Annotated in this window: 15 protein-coding genes; 13 read left to right on the top strand and 2 right to left on the bottom strand. The window is 39.9% G+C overall.

What is annotated here, in order from left to right:
* Positions 1–66: 66 nt before the first annotated feature.
* The 4 genes from ACQKCP_RS12920 to ACQKCP_RS12935 all read left to right on the top strand — a co-directional run bounded on the left by ACQKCP_RS12920 (position 67) and on the right by ACQKCP_RS12935 (position 4389).
* Complete coding sequence (locus tag ACQKCP_RS12920) at positions 67–1515, top strand: UDP-N-acetylmuramoyl-tripeptide--D-alanyl-D-alanine ligase (RefSeq protein ID WP_427612602.1); 1449 nt, start codon at positions 67–69, stop codon at positions 1513–1515.
* Between the two features lie 3 nt (positions 1516–1518).
* A complete protein-coding gene (mraY, locus tag ACQKCP_RS12925) occupies positions 1519–2637 on the top strand; it encodes a phospho-N-acetylmuramoyl-pentapeptide-transferase (RefSeq protein WP_427612603.1) in 1119 nt (372 codons plus the stop codon).
* Between the two features lie 128 nt (positions 2638–2765).
* Positions 2766–3713: a putative RNA methyltransferase gene (locus tag ACQKCP_RS12930; RefSeq protein WP_427612604.1), complete on the top strand. Its 948-nt coding sequence runs from the start codon at positions 2766–2768 to the stop codon at positions 3711–3713.
* A gap of 379 nt (positions 3714–4092) precedes the next feature.
* Positions 4093–4389 carry a hypothetical protein gene (locus tag ACQKCP_RS12935; RefSeq protein ID WP_427612605.1) on the top strand — a complete coding sequence of 99 codons (297 nt, stop codon included), beginning with the start codon at positions 4093–4095 and terminating at the stop codon, positions 4387–4389.
* Positions 4390–4483: 94 nt separating this feature from the next.
* On the opposite strand, the gene ACQKCP_RS12940 is transcribed toward ACQKCP_RS12935, so the two are convergent.
* A complete protein-coding gene (locus ACQKCP_RS12940; RefSeq protein ID WP_427612606.1) occupies positions 4484–5203 on the bottom strand; it encodes a hypothetical protein in 720 nt (239 codons plus the stop codon).
* A gap of 945 nt (positions 5204–6148) precedes the next feature.
* On the opposite strand from ACQKCP_RS12940, the gene ACQKCP_RS12945 reads away from it, so the two are divergent.
* Positions 6149–6820, top strand: a complete 672-nt coding sequence (locus ACQKCP_RS12945; RefSeq protein WP_427612607.1) for a hypothetical protein — start codon at positions 6149–6151, stop codon at positions 6818–6820.
* Between the two features lie 314 nt (positions 6821–7134).
* Here the strand turns inward: ACQKCP_RS12945 and ACQKCP_RS12950 are convergent, their stop codons facing one another.
* Positions 7135–9000 (bottom strand): DUF262 domain-containing protein, encoded by a 1866-nt coding sequence (locus tag ACQKCP_RS12950; protein WP_427612608.1) that lies wholly within the window; start codon positions 8998–9000, stop codon positions 7135–7137.
* 388 nt (positions 9001–9388) lie between these two features.
* On the opposite strand from ACQKCP_RS12950, the gene ACQKCP_RS12955 reads away from it, so the two are divergent.
* The 8 genes from ACQKCP_RS12955 to ACQKCP_RS12990 form a co-directional block, all read left to right on the top strand.
* On the top strand, positions 9389–9769 hold the full coding sequence (locus tag ACQKCP_RS12955; protein WP_427612609.1) for a hypothetical protein: 381 nt from the start codon (positions 9389–9391) through the stop codon (positions 9767–9769).
* 183 nt (positions 9770–9952) lie between these two features.
* Entirely contained in the window at positions 9953–10333 is a 381-nt protein-coding gene (locus ACQKCP_RS12960; RefSeq protein WP_427612610.1) for a hypothetical protein, read from the top strand.
* Positions 10334–10372: 39 nt separating this feature from the next.
* Positions 10373–10843 carry a hypothetical protein gene (locus ACQKCP_RS12965; protein ID WP_427612612.1) on the top strand — a complete coding sequence of 157 codons (471 nt, stop codon included), beginning with the start codon at positions 10373–10375 and terminating at the stop codon, positions 10841–10843.
* Positions 10844–11133: 290 nt separating this feature from the next.
* Positions 11134–12690 (top strand): type I restriction-modification system subunit M, encoded by a 1557-nt coding sequence (locus ACQKCP_RS12970; RefSeq protein ID WP_427612613.1) that lies wholly within the window; start codon positions 11134–11136, stop codon positions 12688–12690.
* Positions 12680–13939 (top strand): restriction endonuclease subunit S, encoded by a 1260-nt coding sequence (locus ACQKCP_RS12975; RefSeq protein WP_427612614.1) that lies wholly within the window; start codon positions 12680–12682, stop codon positions 13937–13939. Before ACQKCP_RS12970 ends, ACQKCP_RS12975 begins: the two co-directional genes overlap by 11 nt.
* Positions 13939–15207 carry a DUF6161 domain-containing protein gene (locus ACQKCP_RS12980; protein WP_427612615.1) on the top strand — a complete coding sequence of 423 codons (1269 nt, stop codon included), beginning with the start codon at positions 13939–13941 and terminating at the stop codon, positions 15205–15207. The genes ACQKCP_RS12975 and ACQKCP_RS12980 overlap by 1 nt, the downstream gene beginning before the upstream one ends.
* Before the next feature lie 47 nt (positions 15208–15254).
* Positions 15255–15998 (top strand): hypothetical protein, encoded by a 744-nt coding sequence (locus ACQKCP_RS12985; protein WP_404643658.1) that lies wholly within the window; start codon positions 15255–15257, stop codon positions 15996–15998.
* Positions 15999–16090: 92 nt separating this feature from the next.
* The coding region (locus tag ACQKCP_RS12990; RefSeq protein ID WP_427612616.1) for a type I restriction endonuclease at positions 16091–17592 on the top strand (1502 nt) is incomplete at its 3' end.

Here is a 17592-nt window from a genome sequence, read left to right on the forward strand (position 1 = left end):
CATGCATTAGTAAAAAATTGATCATTAAATATAAAAATTAAGTAGTCATCATATAAGGTAATCATTATGACAGCCGACACCGATAATACTGCCCAGTCGCAAGGGCTCTATGTCTGGCACATGGACAATTTGCTCGCAGCGACCACGTCGATCGATGGGCATTGGCAACTACCACAAGGCCATGCAGCAGAGCAGACGGCCTTGTCTAGTAAACGTATAGCCACCGATACCCGCACGATAAAGCCAGGTGACATATTTTTGGCGCTAAGCGGCGATAATTTCGATGGTCACGATTATATCGAGACAGCAATATCAAAAGGCGCAGTTGCCGCTGTTGTCTCGCGTCCTATCTCGTTGTCCGGCCCAAATGCTATTCCACAATTAGTGGTCAGCGATACTCGTTTGGCACTAGGTCAATTGGCAGCGTATCGTCGTCAGCAGCATACAGATTTAACTGTGATTGCTATTACGGGTTCTAGCGGCAAGACTACTTGTAAAGAAATGCTAGGCAGTATCTTTGGTAGATTGGCCCCGACTTTGATCACTCGTGGTAACCTCAATAACGATTTGGGTGTACCAATGATGCTGCTTGAGCTATCAGACCATCATCGTTATGCTATTTTAGAGTTAGGCGCAAACCATATTGGCGAGATTGCTTATACGACTGAAATTGTTCAGCCTGATGTGGCCTGTATCTTAAACATCGGTACAGCGCATTTGGGTGAATTTGGTAGCCGTGAAGGCATCTGCCAAACCAAGGCTGAGATTTATCATACATTGACAGACGCGCAGTTTGCAATTGTTCCTGATAAGGATGATTTTACCAATCAGCTACGTCGTATCGCTGAAAAGCATACCTCACATGTGATTGGCTTTGGTAATACGGATGTAAGCGCAAGCCATCTAGACGTAGAGCCTGAGCGTAGCGAATTTAAGCTACATATCGGTAACCAAATCCATGCTATCAACTTGCCATTGGCAGGTGAACACAATGTCAATAATGCCTTGGCTGCTGCTGCCTGTGCGCATGCGCTAAATATTGAGGTAAGCGACATTGTGGTTGGGCTCGAAAATGCGCGTCCTGCTAAAGGTCGTCTGAATAGCCAGATACTTGGTATGCATCGTCTCATTGATGACACTTATAATGCCAACCCGCATTCAGTACGTGCTGCCGCCAAAGTATTGGCTGCGCAAACAGGTACGCAGGTCATGGTACTGGGCGATATCGGTGAGCTAGGAGAGGCGGCTATTAGTGAGCATCAGAGCTTGGGCCGTACTATCGCTACCACAGGTATCAACGTGCTGCTTTGTGTTGGCGAATATGCCCCTTATACCGTTGCGGGTGCGCAAGAAGTGTCTGATATCAGTGCGCATGCCTTTGCCAACAAAGACAGTTTATTACAGTATTTACAGCCATATTTGCAAGCGCAACAAGCTAAGCCTTGTACTGTGTTGTTCAAAGGCTCTCGTTCCATGGGAATGGAAACACTTATTCATGCGCTAGTAGAGGAGTAGGCGGTGTTAGTTTGGTTGTTTGGCTGGCTTGGCCAGTATTATACGCCGTTTTCTGCGGTTTCTTCGTTGACGCTGCGAGCATTGCTTGCCGTTGTTACCGCCCTTATGTTTAGCATGATGTTTGGTGGCCGTGTCATTCGGCACCTGCGATCGCTCAAATATGGTCAGGCCATTCGTAATGACGGACCTCAATCGCATTTAGCCAAGACTGGCACACCAACCATGGGCGGGGTACTGATCCTAAGTGCGATTGGGATATCGACGCTACTGTGGGCACGATTAAACAATCCTTATGTTTGGATTTTGCTCGTGGTTATGGTTATCTTTGGTGCCGTAGGTTGGGCTGATGATTGGTTAAAAATTAAGTACAAAGATCCAAAAGGCCTAATCGCACGCAAAAAGTATTTTTGGCTATCTATGGGCGCGCTATTTGTCGGTGTTTCTTTGTACTATATCGCCACGCTACAACCCGATATCAACACCACGCGCGAGATGCAGGATCTGCTATTGCCAGTATTCAAAGACTGGATGATTCCATTTTCAGCGGTGCCATTTGGTATTGGCTTTATCATCTTTACCTACTTTGTGATTAATGGTGCTTCTAACGCAGTCAATCTAACCGATGGTTTGGATGGTTTGGCAATTTTGCCAGTCGTTCTCGTCGCTGCAGGTTTGGGCGCGATGGCCTATGTATCAGGCGATGTACGCTTTGCTGATTACTTGCATGTGCCTTATATTCCTTATAACTCCGAAGTCATCATCGTCTGTGGCTCAATGATCGGAGCAGGTCTTGGCTTCTTATGGTTCAACGCGCATCCAGCACAAGTCTTTATGGGTGACGTTGGCGCGCTAGCACTAGGTGCAATGCTAGGTACTATCGCCGTGATGACCCGTCAAGAGATTGCCTTTGCGATTATGGGTGGTTTGTTTGTCGCCGAAGCGCTATCGGTGATGTTGCAGGTTGGCTCGTACAAACTGCGCAAAAAACGCGTCTTCCGTATGGCACCGCTGCATCATCATTTCGAAGAAATTGGCTGGAAAGAAACCCAAGTGGTGGCGAGATTTTGGATTATTGCCATTATTCTTGTCATCCTCGGGCTAATGACCTTGAAGCTGCGCTAGAAAAACAATCCTCAAATATACCTAACTTTCCTGCTTAGAAGCCACCTTAATGATTATTGAGGTGGCTTTTTATCGTTTAAGGCACACGAAATTTGTTAAAATGCGAAGCATATTGCTATCACTTTGAGATGCCCGTGTCGTTATTTATTTGTCCACTTTGTCAGTCACCACTACAGCCTGCCGCAGACACTTGGCGCTGTGATGGTAGTTTGCACCCTAAGCAGACTTCACATCCCTTTGATGTGGCGCGTCAAGGCTATGTCAACCTGCTGCCAGTACAACAAAAAAAGTCTAAAGCACCTGGGGATAGCCAAGAATCTATCGATGCGCGTAAACGGTTTTTGAATCATGGGCACTATGCCTCGCTCCAAAACCTAATTAGTCAAAAAATGACAGAGTTATTGTCTAACGATGAGTTAATAGATAGGCAAGATAGCAAGCCAGTCAATTGGCTTGATATTGGCTGCGGAGAAGGCTACTACACGCAGGCAATGGCGCAAATGGGCTCGGATGTCATAGATACGCTGATAGCCGCTGACATCAGTAAGCCTGCAGTGGTTGAGCTGGCCAAAGTCAGTAAAATAGCAGGTCGTCTATGGTATCAGCCGCGCAAAGAAGATACTGCCAAGACGACAGCGGTCTATCCATTAGTGACCAGTGCTGCACATTTACCATTACACCCACACAGTGTGACGGGTATTAGCAGTATTTTTAGCCCCATTTTGCCCGAGGCGTTTGATAATGTATTGATGGATGGTGGCTATTTAATCATTGCCAAACCTGATATCGGGCATTTGGCAACGATGCGTGATGCGCTATTTGATGATGTGCGTGAGCATGATTCTGATAAATTTTTGCAAGAATTGGCACCGTATTTTACGTTGGTTGAGACCTGCCGTGTCAGTACAGAGCTAACGTTATCCGCAGAGGATTTGGCTGATTTGATGACAATGACACCTTATGCGTACCGTGCCCGCAGCGAAAGAAGGCAAGCACTATTGGCCGCCGTAGAAACAGCAGCATTTGGTACAGAGGCGAAGTTTGTGGTTTATATTTTGCAGAAAACGTCTGTTTAGCACATTTAGAGCATAGGAGTATGGAGTATTGCTATGCTCGTGTTAAACATTAGCCAGCAACTTCACCGTTTCCGTATTTGCATTCTTCAACAATCAGCTAGTCATTCGCGTTTTTATAAATATCCTGTTTACGATGCTTACCGATAAAGCGTAAATGCGCTGTCATTTAACCAAACATTACGCCAATACCTAACATGCCTTTAAGCGCGCATGCCCTCGTAACAATCGCAACCTTTCTTCAAGTTTCATAAATCTACTTAATACTAGAATCATTTATCATTCTCTTTGTCGATAGAGTAAAGCTTTATCACGATAGTTCCTTTAACACTAAGTGAATTATCTATAACGACTCTAAATATGAATTCAAAGGAATAAAATGATGAAAAAGATACTAGTTAGTTCGATTTTAGCCGCTACTGCTTGTTTGTCAATGGTTGGTCAGGCCAATGCCGCGCCCAGTTATGACCAACATCATAAAGTCCAAGTACAGCAACAAAAACACAGCAGCAGTAAAGCGAGTAATAACTATAAGCATGCCAAAGCTAAGGCAGCAAAGTCACATCACAAAGCGAACGTAGTGGCTGCTAAGCACAAAGTAACAGCCAAAAATGTTCATGCTAAAAACAGCCACGACAAAAACAATCATGACAGAAACAACCATGATCGTCGCTCATAAAAATACAATCCTAGCATCCAAAAATAGCGCCTTCATTAGGCGCTATTTTTTTGTTTTTATATGACAATATTGATCGTTACTAGTTAGGTGAACACTACTGACTGATAAACGTCATTGATTTAGAAGTGCCGCTTTTATTAGGCTGAGTGAGTGTGACTTTACTACTCAAAACATCGCCTTTGGCATTGATTTTATAGCATTCTGACGAAGTACCTGCAGCACCAGAAGTCAAAAGTAGATTGCCTGAGGTTTCTATACAGAGCCACGCCGTGTTATTTGTATCTTGTGTGAGCGACCAGTCCTGCTTATAGGTAGCGGTTTTCTGACGCATACTGCTGTCAGCATACACGTTTTCAGTGATAAGCTGATTTGAGTCGCCTACAGTAGCCATTTTAGGGATACTCGTCGTTTGGTTAGCGATTGAATACTCACCCGTACTGTCCGTAAAACCATGGAACACCAATGGATTTAGCGTAAAGTAATTGATAGCGACTGACTGATCCGTGATCTGCTGATTCACTGTGTTGATTGTGCTGACTTCTGCGCCTTGTACCATTTTATTATTAAAACGCATGCTGCCTTTAGGGGTGATTTGAATATCTGCGGCTACGTTTTGGCCGCCGACAGTAGCGACCAGTTTTTCACTACGTTGTTTGGTATAGATATTGAGTAGGGCAGTCTCAACTGGATATTGAGTGACTACTTTATCAGAGCTGTTATTTTGATTGGTATTACCTGTTGCCGTGCCACTTATGCCAGTAGCGCAAGCACTCAATCCGAGTCCTGCCACGATACACATTCCTAGTGTTTTCATTATTGTATCCTTTAGTTTATTTAAATAAATACTACCGATATCTACTATAATCCAATTTTTTGACAATGGCATCTGCCGAGTATCAGAGACCCTATCGTTATTACATTTTTGTACGGAATAGCAATGATGGTAAATATAGATACAAAGCTAGATTGAGCGCCACAGAAAAGCTCAAAGCCTTTTCCTATAAGGGTTTAAGAATAAAATTAAGCTGATAATAAAACAAATCGTAATAGAGTATCTACTCATTTTATGAGTCACTCTCAGTCCATGGTACGAATTTTTTAGTTTGGTCAATCAATGTGTTATTCAATTAGATATATAGTTATTAGATCTCATACGACATATGAAATTAAGGCTGAACAGAAATGTTTCAGACAGCAGTAGAGGATGAGTATAGACTGAAAGTCTTACTGTTAGAAAATATAAAGAATATTGAGAGAAGGGTAGAACAAGATAGAAAAACTGAGGTTTTGCTTAAGCAGAATAAGATTGGCGGTGAAGGAGGAAGTCAAACTATAGATATAAGGTATTGATTTAAAACGGTTTTTTATTATAATATATCGGTATAGACCAGCAATTAGACCAACAAGAAGTAAGTATTGGATGCAGAGCAGGCAGCTAGGCTTGTATTCTAGTTAATTGAAACTAAATGTTTCTAAAATGCCGTTTGGTTTCAAACATATACTATCACTAAAAAAGTATTTTTGACGAATTAGGTAAGCCTAAGGATAGTAGTGGGGAAGATTTTAATTACATAAAGTTAACATAAAAACCAAAAAAATAGTGCTAATAATTAAATGAGTACTAAAAATTTCAAGTCAGATTTTGTGTCCATACTTAGTGTTGGGTGGATCGAAAATTGCGTTTATGCGCATATGTTTTTCATATTACGCAATCTATAAGCTTTCGCTCAATTTGATATTTTATCATTGGGAGCTTGTTATGAAAAAAATAATCGTGTTAGCAATAATGCTTGGAGTAGGTTTTAATTTTAGTGGCTGCACTAGCGTCCACGAATTGAAGTATGGTAAAGAAAAACCATCAATTAGTCACACATTCCTTGAAGATGCGGATAAGAGAAACGGCATATATGCGTGGAAGCCAGATTCATCCGCGGCAGTGAGCTTCACTGCTTATATCCGAGATAAAGAAGGCAACTTAGTTCCTTCCGATAATATAATCAACCCATCATATCTTTTCGAACAAAAAGCTTGTGTCATGTCCGCTGCTGCCATAAAAGCACGAGATTCTGAAGGTGGTTTAACATTGAATATCACTCCTCCAGCCTCAGGTTCAAAAGCTGACCTTGACGCAATCATAAGAGAAGTAGAGAAAATCACACTTCTTTCCGCAAAACATGAGGCAGCTACGTTTCTTGACGTTGCGTTTTTTGGGATATGCATGGCATCAATTAACGGTTCTATAAAGAGCTCACAAGTCGATATGCTTATGAGTGAGGCTATTATATATGCTGCATCTATTGCAAATGGTAATAATATTAAAAACTTAACTGATGATCCTGTATCTAGAAGAATAAAGGTCCAGCCTATAACACCAGGGGAAAGGGTATCTGATGTAGACAGTCTAGGTAATAACAGTGTTGCTAAAAAATAGCAAAAATATTATTAAGTCTATATGTAGTATTTACTTTATACAGCATCAGTATTTTGACTTATGAGAGGTGATGAAACTTCTTCTAAGCTTCATTTAGCGAAACCCTAGTTGGCAAACTCCATCTTGCGTGATTGCTCATCTTCAATATTATTGTACTTATACTAAAAGTCTCGGTGCTCTTGCATACACTTCACTAGATTTATTAGTTCAAAATGTTGGCTTAATTAAAGCTTAACTAACGACTATTTACGTCATAAAAAAAGCCCCTTAGCTAACAGCTAGAAGGCTTTTTACTAATTACGCAAAAATTGTACTTACCCTTCCACATTCTCTACAGTGCTTGCCTTATCGTATTCATCAAGACGCTTACCATTAAGCTGCCAGTGATCCAAGGCTAGCTCCATTAGTATTTTCTGTCTTTGCTCAATAGATGCCTTAGTCCACCTATCAAACTGAAAGTTTAGCTTATTTTTTAGGCGATTTAGACCAGTGTTTTTGCCGATAGTATATTGATCATTCAATAGCTTGGTCAGCACAAAGCTGGAGTGTATATATTCTGCTTGCTTCATTCCAAACCAATCAGTGGATAAATCGTTATGACTATTAATAGCTTGATTGATTTGACTCTCAAGTAGTGTGGTATTTCCTAGCATAGCAGTATATTTGTCACGTTCTTCTTCATTAAATTCATTACTTACATCTAAATTGGTCAAAGTTTGCGGAAGGATATGCTCAATTTGAAGCTTTTGTATATTTTCTTGACTAAGGGGTGTTAGTCCCGCTTGCTTAGATATCTCGGTGTTGAGGCAGCCTAAGACATAACGCTCTCTATACTGTGGGTTATAATCGTAATGTTTGACCTGTAAAAAATTATTTTTAAAATCAGATAAATAAACTCGTAAGAAAGGTGTCATAGCTTCGTCAACGAATCCAGCAACTTCTACTACAGTATCTTTGCCTCGTAGCTTGATAGCCCAGTCTGTAAATCGTTTTTCATAGTTTTTCGTTTGCATTCTAAGTGTATTCGCAAAAAATAAAAAACTTTCTATTTGTTGGGCGAGATAGTTGATCACTTCATCATCACAGTTTAAATCCAATGCCATCAGTAGGATGAGATGTTGTCGCGAGCGTTGCTTATTAATATAACCAATATTAACTACATTAGGGTATTTGTTGATACCAGCTTCGTGACTATCGTTATTGGTCGCTTGAACTAAGTAGCTATAACGTTTAGACGCAATAGCCATTTCATTAACTAGATAGAGAGGTCTGTCTTCATACTGCAGTTTTTGTTTACCTTCTTTTGAAATAATCCATGAATATAGACCATCTTCTCGAATGATACCGTTATGGTAACGGGCAATCATAAAATACCTTAAAAAGCGTAGCGGTTTATCCCCTTCATCACAACTTTGGAGATCGGTAGTGATTTGTTTCCATTTAGCCTTGATAATTTCAAAGTCATAATCTTTAGCTTTGCTAAACAGTAGGTTTTTCACTAAGTCCATAGCGTTTAAACCAGCACCACGCTGGTTAATGGTTTCAAATATCTTTAAAGCACTGCCAAGGTTATCTGATTCAATCACTACTATATTAACGCTAGTTAGAAAGTACTTAACGTATTTCTCAAAGATTTTGATATCTTGTTGAACGTAACTTTCGAAATGTTCCAATATACGATCATAAGCTTTTTTCATCTTATCAATCGAGCTGGTAACTTCATTCTCGTATTTAAGCTTTTGAATCATTGTATCTAAGTAACCATTGCTATCATCATATTGCAGCTCTAGACGTGGCATAGTTGTCTCTGCTCTCATATCAAATGTGTATAGCCAGTTTTTTGTGATATCAAGCATATTGCTACTCATACGAGATAGTGGCTCTTTATTATTTAGTGATTCTAAGATATTACGCATGGCACACAAACAGAGTACGATTGTAGTTAGCCTTTGTTGACCGTCAATAACATCATATTTATTGTCTTTTTTTACAATGATAATTGAGCCTAGAAAATAGCTCTGCTGTTCAATAGCATGAACATCAAACTCTTCGTCGATATCAACTAAAAATTGATAAATATGTTTATCTGCCTCCCAAACATACTCTCTCTGATAGTCTGGTACTACAAAGTAATACTTATCAAGATCTTTAATGCTGAAGACATCTGCGTCAATTTTCATGTTTTTCCTTTACAGTTGTTTCTACTTAATAACAGAGTTTTTGACTTCATTACCCAGTTTATATTGGTCACTAATAGTAATGATATTTACTGATCTATTGTAACTAATGTTATCAACTTTAATTTGGATTAATTAAAAATTTTATTGAAAAAACCTGACAGTATAATTGTTCAATGAGGCTGTCATTAACCTTTTTAAACCTTGAATGGTAGTATTTAGAAGGGTAGCGCCTCAATGAAATTTTTGTTTAGCCACTAGAATTGAAGTTTCAATGACCGAATAATACTAAACTTTACTCTATTTCCACTGTAAATTTGTATTGCTAGAATGTTACCAGAAAGCTATAGTGAGATTGTCAAAATAAGTTAAAAATTGAAAGGATACATAATTGAAATATTCAATGAAAGTGGTTAAAGCTTTTTTAGCAATGGCTTGTATTTTAAGTACTAACCAAGCCTCATCGCGGCCAACAACAGATAAAATGACAATCTGTTATGGTGTAGATAAACAGGACAATATGTCTTTTAAGACACCTTGTATGGTAAGTGATTGGGGAGGGGCTGGACTAAGTGTTCTTACGTATCGAATAAATGATAAAAATTATGATATTGAGACCTCTGATGATGGTGACTTCCTCAATGGGAAATCATATAAGACTTACATGAGAGATGCTTTTTTCAGTCGGCTTACTGATGGTAGTGACGAATATAGCTACTATTGCTATAAGTCAAAGTTAGCTCATTTTTGTTCTCAGAAGAACACCAATTGAGTGTCAACCTAAGTAGTAATCAGATCATAAATCATACTACTTAGTTAAGATACTTACACTGAACTTAATAAATAGATATTTAAGCGAATGATTATAATCAAAAAACTATTACCAGTAATTGTATTATCAATAGTTCCATTATCAAATACTGCTATTGCAAAGCCTGTCTCGACTAAATCGAATATGGCAACAGTATACGGTAAGCCTTACTATCCTTCTGATTACACGCCAGAGATGACTGTCTATGCGAGAGATTTAAAATCGGGAAAAACATACTCTGTCAACGTTCCAGATAGTGCACCCCAATATAAAATAAAGTTACCTGCACCTGCCACTTATGTTTTCTTTTCATGGACAAAAGATAGACTAGGCACCAATGTCGATGACCCTGAAGGTCTATATAGAAAGGTGGGTGCACTATACAGCCATTGTAGTGCAACAGTTCTTGATGTGACTTGTGACAATCACTCTCCCGAACCTGTAGCGTTAAAACCTAACCAAGTAATTAGAGATTTTCAAATATCGGATTATTACTACGATAAAGACCAAGTCCCTCAGCCTTAAGTAAAAATCTGCTAAATAAAAATTAATGGAATCGAATTAATGAAGTCTTCAATAAGCTTAATAGTACTATCTCTAGGACTGCTTGCATTTGATACTAATGCTGCCAATACTAATTTCAACCATAAGGGTGTACAAAAAGGATCCATCTCTGAGTCTTGTTATCGAGAGCCTTGTGGACTAGGTAAAGTGATGAGTTTTGAGATCTTAAAAAAAACCCCTCAGACTACATTAGTAAAATTGAAGCTTGTTGGTGGCACTAGACCTTACAATTCAAAAAAAATAACATGGAATCATAATTTTCATAATGTCTATGTGACCTGCTCTATCAAAAATCCTACTATACAAAGTGATTTCGATAGTCAGGTTACCGTTCCGCCTATTAATCCAGAAGGATCTATTTCAGGCGTACTTATACCAGACACCGAGCTATATTTGCATACTTGCCATAACTATAAGGGTGCAATCGAAGAAGCAGCGAAAAAATACGGTTATAACGTTAAAGAGTTTTGAAAATATTTGTAGGGTAGTGATTTAATTCGAACTAGCCTTAGAGTTTTTTACTCATCTCTACTCTTAATAAGAACGGCAAGCAAACGACCTTTGCTTGCCGTTCTTATTTACTATCAAATAAAAGTTGACCTCAACTATATTATTAATCCACTGTGCGATACTGTTTAGTGCCCTTATGCAATTGATATAATCGAATTTTTCAGCAATGACATCTGCCAATCATCTTAGACCCTGCTATCATTACCTCACTATAATAACCAGCAATTTTCCAGCGCGTTAAGGAATAACCAATGCCCGACAGTACTGCCAGTCATATTACCCAAATCAATCAAGACGACATCAATAAAGCCGTCTGGAACGCCTGCGATACTTTTCGCGGGGTCATCAGCGCCGATACTTATAAAGACTTCATCTTGACCATGCTGTTCCTAAAGTACCTGTCTGACGTCTATCGCGATGAATACAACAAGCTGGTCGAACAGTTTGGCGACAACCCCGAGCTGATCCACGCCATGATGTCCAAGCAGCGTTTTGTATTGCCTGAAGGTGCCAGCTTTTGGGACTTATACGAGCAGCGTCATCAGCCGGGCAATGGTCAGCGCATCGATGAGGCGCTACACGCTATCGAAGAAGCCAACGGTACGAAGCTCAAAAACGTCTTCCAAGATATTAGTTTTAACACCGATAAACTCGGTCAAGAAAAGCAAAAGAACGAGCTACTACGCCACCTATTAGAAGATTTTGGCAAAGATATTCTGAACCTCTCCGCTGAGCGTGTCGGTAGCTTAGACGTGATTGGTAATGCTTATGAATATTTAATCAAGCATTTTGCTGCCAGTAGTGGGGCGACGGCGGGTGAGTTCTATACGCCGCCCGAAGTGTCTAACTTACTGGCGACTATCCTTGAGCCTGTTGAAGGTGATGAGATCTGTGATCCAGCCTGTGGTTCAGGCTCGCTACTCATTAAGTGTGGGGCGATGGTACGCAAAAACTCAAATTCTAAGAAGTATGCGCTATACGGTCAAGAAGCCATTGGCTCGACATGGGCACTGGCCAAGATGAATATGTTCCTACACGGTGAGGACAACCACCGTATCGAGTGGGGCGATACCATCCGTAATCCGCTGCTACTCGACAAGGACGGCAAGCACTTATTACAGTTCGATGTGGTGACCGCCAATCCGCCGTTTTCACTGGATAAATGGGGTCATGAGGATGCCAGTAGCGATCCCTATGGTCGCTTTCATCGCGGTGTACCGCCTAAGACCAAGGGCGACTATGCCTTTATCAGTCATATGATCGAAACGCTTAAGCCAAGCACTGGACGTATGGGTGTGGTCGTACCGCATGGCGTGCTGTTCCGTGCGTCTAGTGAAGGCAAAATCCGTCAGCAGCTTATCGAAGAAAATCTGCTCGATACGGTGATTGGTTTGCCTGAAAAGCTATTCTTTGGTACGGGGATTCCAGCCGCTATTCTTATCTTTAAGAAGAATAAAACAGATCCTGTCAGTGGTAAAGTTGATGAATCCGTGCTGTTTATCGATGCCAGCAATGAGTTTAAATCCGGTAAAAACCAGAACCAGCTGACTGAAGACAATATTGCTAAAGTCATTGAGACGTATAAAGCGCGAGAAAGTGTCGATAAATATGCGTATCTAGCGAGCTTTGATGAAATTAAAGAAAACGACTTTAATCTAAACATTCCACGCTATGTCGATACGTTTGAGGAAGAGGCGGAGATTGATTTGGACGCGGTGCGTACTGAGCGTCTTGAGTTAAAGGCTGAATTGGAGAGTTTAGAGACTGAGATGGCAGGGTTTTTAAAGGAGTTGGGTTATGGTGCCTAAGGGGTGGGAAGTCAAAACTCTTGAACAAGCTAAGATTACTGTAACCGATGGTGACCGAGGGAAAGAGTATCCTAAGTCGTCAGAGTTTTTCGATTCAGGTTACTGCCTTTTTTTAAGTGCCAAAAATGTGACAAAAAATGGATTTTCTTTTTTAGATACACAGTTTATTTCAAGAGAAAAACATACAAAACTTAGGAAAGGAGTAGTAAAAAGAGGTGATATTGTACTTACGACTAGAGGATCAGTTGGTCAGTTCGCATATTACGATCATACAGTTAATTTTGAAAATATAAGAATAAATTCAGGAATGGTAACACTGGGCTGCTCAAACTCTGAATTAGAAAGTGATTTTTTCTATGCTTTGAGCAAATCTTCGTTAATTTCGAGACAGATAGACTCGGCAGCGTTTGGTTCAGCACAACCCCAATTAACTGTTAAAATAATTAAGTCTTTAAAATTACCTGTCCCTCCACTTAGAGAACAACAGAAAATTGCCAAAATTTTATCGACTTGGGATAAAGCGATTAGCACCACTGAGCGTTTGATTGACAATAGTACCCAACAGAAAAAAGCTTTGATGCAGCAGTTGTTGACGGGTAAAAAGCGTTTGCTTGATGAGTCGGGGGAACGGTTTGAGGGTGAGTGGGAAGAGGTTCTATTAGGAAGTTGTGCTGACTTAACAGCAGGCGGGACACCAAGTACCAAAAAACCTGAATACTGGGGCGGCGAAATTCCTTGGATGAATTCAGGTGAAGTTAATTTAAAACAAGTTTTTAGTGTTGAAGGGCGTATTACTCAGGCTGGATTAGATAACTCAAGTACCAAAATCATACCTACTAATAGCATCTTAATAGCTTTAGCTGGTCAAGGCAAAACTCGTGGAACTATAGCTATAAATAGAATAAGGCTTTGTACAAACCAGTCCATTGCAGCAATTATGCCTCATCAAGATATTTTAGATCATGACTTTTTATATTTCAATTTAGATGGTAGGTATGAAGAATTAAGAGCAATGTCTACCGGGGCGGGTGGACGAGGAGGCCTAAACTTAAGTATTTTAAAGTCTATTACGCTCAATATGCCTACATTTAAGGAACAACAAAAAATCGCCACCGTGTTAACCAATGCCGATAAAGAAATTGAATTGCTTGAGCAGCAATTGGCTGATTTTCAGCAAGAGAAAAAGGCGCTGATGCAGGTTTTGTTGACGGGTAAGAAAAGGGTGGTGGTTGATGGGGAGGTGGCTTGATGGATATAAACGATCTTAGTCTAAACAACCCTAGAAAGGTTCAAGATAGAGAAATAGATTTTTCATTTAAAGATGCAACTGGGGAAAAGTTCGCTTTTAATACTTTATACAAATTGAGAGATTTTATAGCCTTAGAAAGAGATTTTTGGACGAAAATTGAAGATCATCTCACAGCTGAAGACAGAATGCATATTGAAGAGGTTGTACAAGGACATGCTATTCGGACAGCAGAAAGGCCTTTGTTATATTCAATTATCAGCTCTGGACTATATTTTAAAGACCTAGATGAAAATTTCAAACTCAAGTTCGTTGGTTTATGGATTGATAATAATCATAACGAAGAAGTTGAAGTTGAAGAAGCTATAAGTAGTATTCAGCAGACTTTCTACTCTTTACAGAACGAGAGCTGGGTGTGGTCTGAACATGTATTCTGCAAAAAAGGTCTCGAAATATTCAGAGCTTATGGTGTAGTGACAGCAAGCAGTTTTTTCGAAGCTTTCTTTGAAAAGCCTAGATTTACTAACTTAAGCAATTTAGACGCTTTCAAAGGTGCTCTATTATCTTATGAGTTTCAAATGCAGGGTGAGAGCTATTTGGAAAAAAGAATAACGCTCGAAGAAGAATCTATTGACGAATTGAAAGAAAGGATTCTTAATACGAGAGATAATTTGTATAAAGAGCTTCACAGTTCCAAGAAAAAATTTAAGGAAAACTCAGATGTTCTAATGAGAGATTGTAATAAACAGTTCAGTACTTGGCGTGAAGAAATTGGAAGTCTTGAAAAAACTTACAAGGAGAAACTAAGGTTAGAGCCTGCTGCAAGTTACTGGAGTAAGAAAGCTGAAGACTATAAAAAACTAGGAAATCGGTGGGCGCTAATTCTTTCAGGGTTCGTTGCTGTTGGGCTTGCCATTTTTGGTGTTCTATTTTATACGTGGATAAATGCTCAGACTACTACTATAAGTATAGACAGCCTACAAGGGGTTGTTCTATTTATTACCCTTCTGTCAGTCTATGCCTTTGCTATAAAAGCACTTTCAAAACTGGTATTTAGTTCTTACCATTTGCAACGTGATGCAGAAGAGCGAGAGCAATTGACCTATCTATATCTATCGTTAACTCATGAAAAAGATGATTTTGATACCGATGCACGCAGTATTGTATTACAAGCTTTATTTAGCCGAGCAGATACAGGGCTTATCTCAGGTGATTCTAGTCCAACTATGCCTGGGGTACATGAAATTATTAATGCATCATCGAATAGATAGAAGCGTAGTGTGCGTGTCAGCGCATCGATTAAAAAAAGAGAAAATCAATGAATGTAGAGAGCTTTAAAGAGCTTTATGATAGTTTTGGTGTATGGGCACCAGTAATCATAGTTTCAATTACTTTGATAAGGATATTGCTAAACCCCCAGAAGCTTAGAGAGTTTATGGATACATTTTCGTACGCTCGCCGAAGAAGTATTAGAGATAAAGAAAAGTCTTTAGAATCACCATATCTAGACTCACTAACTCGCGAGAGTATACAAAAGCAAATAGCCGAGGACTACTTTTATCAGTCTACAGGCATGAGGTTAGACTTTTATTTACGTCATGCTATATTGCAGTTATATGAGTATTCAAAGGGGAGTATAACCTTATCTAACTTTAAGAGATCTAAAATTCATCTATCTTACGAGGATAATCGACTTAAAGTTTCTATAAATAAATTTGAAAAATTGTTTGGAATATTCTCTGGTATTTTCTTCTTAGTATTGTCTGCTATAGCAACATTCTTAACGTTATACCTTATAAGCTTTTTGCTTATGACAGACTCTACTAATATTTTATCTAAAGATGATATAGGTTCTGCTATTGTCATCATTATCTATATTATAGTGATGTTATGGGGCTCATTTTTATTTCTAAATATTTTTTCTGAAATGAAAAATTCTGAGAAAATTGAGAAGTATTTGAATGAAAATCCTGATTTTAATGACGTGTATTTAACGAAAGAATCAGTGTTTGATATATCTGCTGATAGGACACAAGCCATCGAAAATCAAGATGAGTCGTAAAGTAACTATAAAGCTGACTCTGCCATCACCGCCACGCTAAGCTAAGCCCTTTGGGTAACACGCAACATTGGCGGTTCTTCTTTGCCTTTTTTATGACATTATCAGTTACAATCGATAAGACCAAACAAACGCTATGTCTAAAATGGGTAAATATGACCAATCCTAGCATTAACTTCCAAGAGGAATTCAGCTCAAAAATCCCTGCCTTAACCTTGCTTACCACCTTGGGGTACGAGTTTATTTCGCCCAATCAATGCAATGCCATGCGCTCAAAAGTAGCTTCAAATAAGGCTACTGACCAAGTTGTATTACTGCCTATCATGCGTGCGTTTTTAACCAAGCAGACTTTTATGTTTGAAGGCAACCCGCATCATTTGTCAGACAGCGCCATTGATAAGATCATGCATGAGCTAAACCCAGCGATGAATCTAGGGTTGCAGGCTGCAAACGAGGCGCTATACAACGCCATGCTCTATGGCGTGACAGTGACTGAGTTTATTGATGGTAAAAAGACCTCACAGACCATCGCGCTAATAGATTGGAATAACATCGATAATAATAGCTTTCACGTTACCGAAGAGCTGGTAGTACTCAATAGCGAGGGTACGAGTAGTCGTAGACCTGATATCGTCTGCTTTGTGAATGGTCTACCACTAGCAGTGATCGAAGCCAAGCGCCCTGATTCCAGTAGAGAGTGGCAATCGACCAACGCTCAAGCGGTGTCCCAGCATATTCGCAATCAAAAGCCAAAAGAAATACCGCATCTATTTGCCTATAGCCAGTTATTATTAGCGGTCAATGGTAATGATGGTCTGTATGCTACTTGCGGTACGCCTGAGAAATTTTGGGCAAAATGGGTAGAAGAAGAAATCTCTGAGCCTGAGTTTCATCGTTTAAAGAACCAAACGCTCAGTCCTAAGCAGATTGATAATTTGTTTGGTGATCGTCCTGCCTCTATTAAAGATGAATATAAATCATTGATTGCTGGCGGTGATCTAGTCGTCACCGACCAAGACCGCTTAGTTATCAGCCTTTTGCAGCCTGAGCGTCTGCTTGAGATGACGCGCATGTTTACCTTGTTTGATAAAAAAGTGGGCAAAATCGTTGCTCGTTATCAGCAAGTCTTTGGCATCAAAGCTTTGATTGAACGTATCAGCAGTTTCGATGAAAAAGGTAGTCGTGAGGGCGGTGTCATTTGGCATACCACAGGCAGTGGTAAGTCCTTTACGATGGTGTTCTTCTCCAAAGCACTTATTTGGTTAGAAGAGCTGGCCAAGTGCCGCGTCATTGTTGTCACCGACCGTGTCGATCTAGAAACTCAGCTTAGTCAAACCTTTGCTTCTGGTGGTGTGCTTAGTGATCGCGATAAATCCGATGCCATGGCAACCTCTGGTCGCCGTCTGGCGCAGCAAATAGGTCACGGTAATGAACGCGTTATCTTCTCCATTATTAACAAGTTTGGTTCAGCCATTAAGTATGATGAGTGCTATAACGACAGTCCAAACATCATCGTCATGGTCGATGAAGGTCACCGTAGCCAAAATGGTGAGAATAATATCCGTATGGCGCAAGCCCTGCCAAACGCTGCCTTTAT

It is taken from the genome of Psychrobacter sp. NPDC078631, assembly GCF_050268165.1.
Classification (GTDB): Bacteria; Pseudomonadota; Gammaproteobacteria; order Pseudomonadales; family Moraxellaceae; genus Psychrobacter.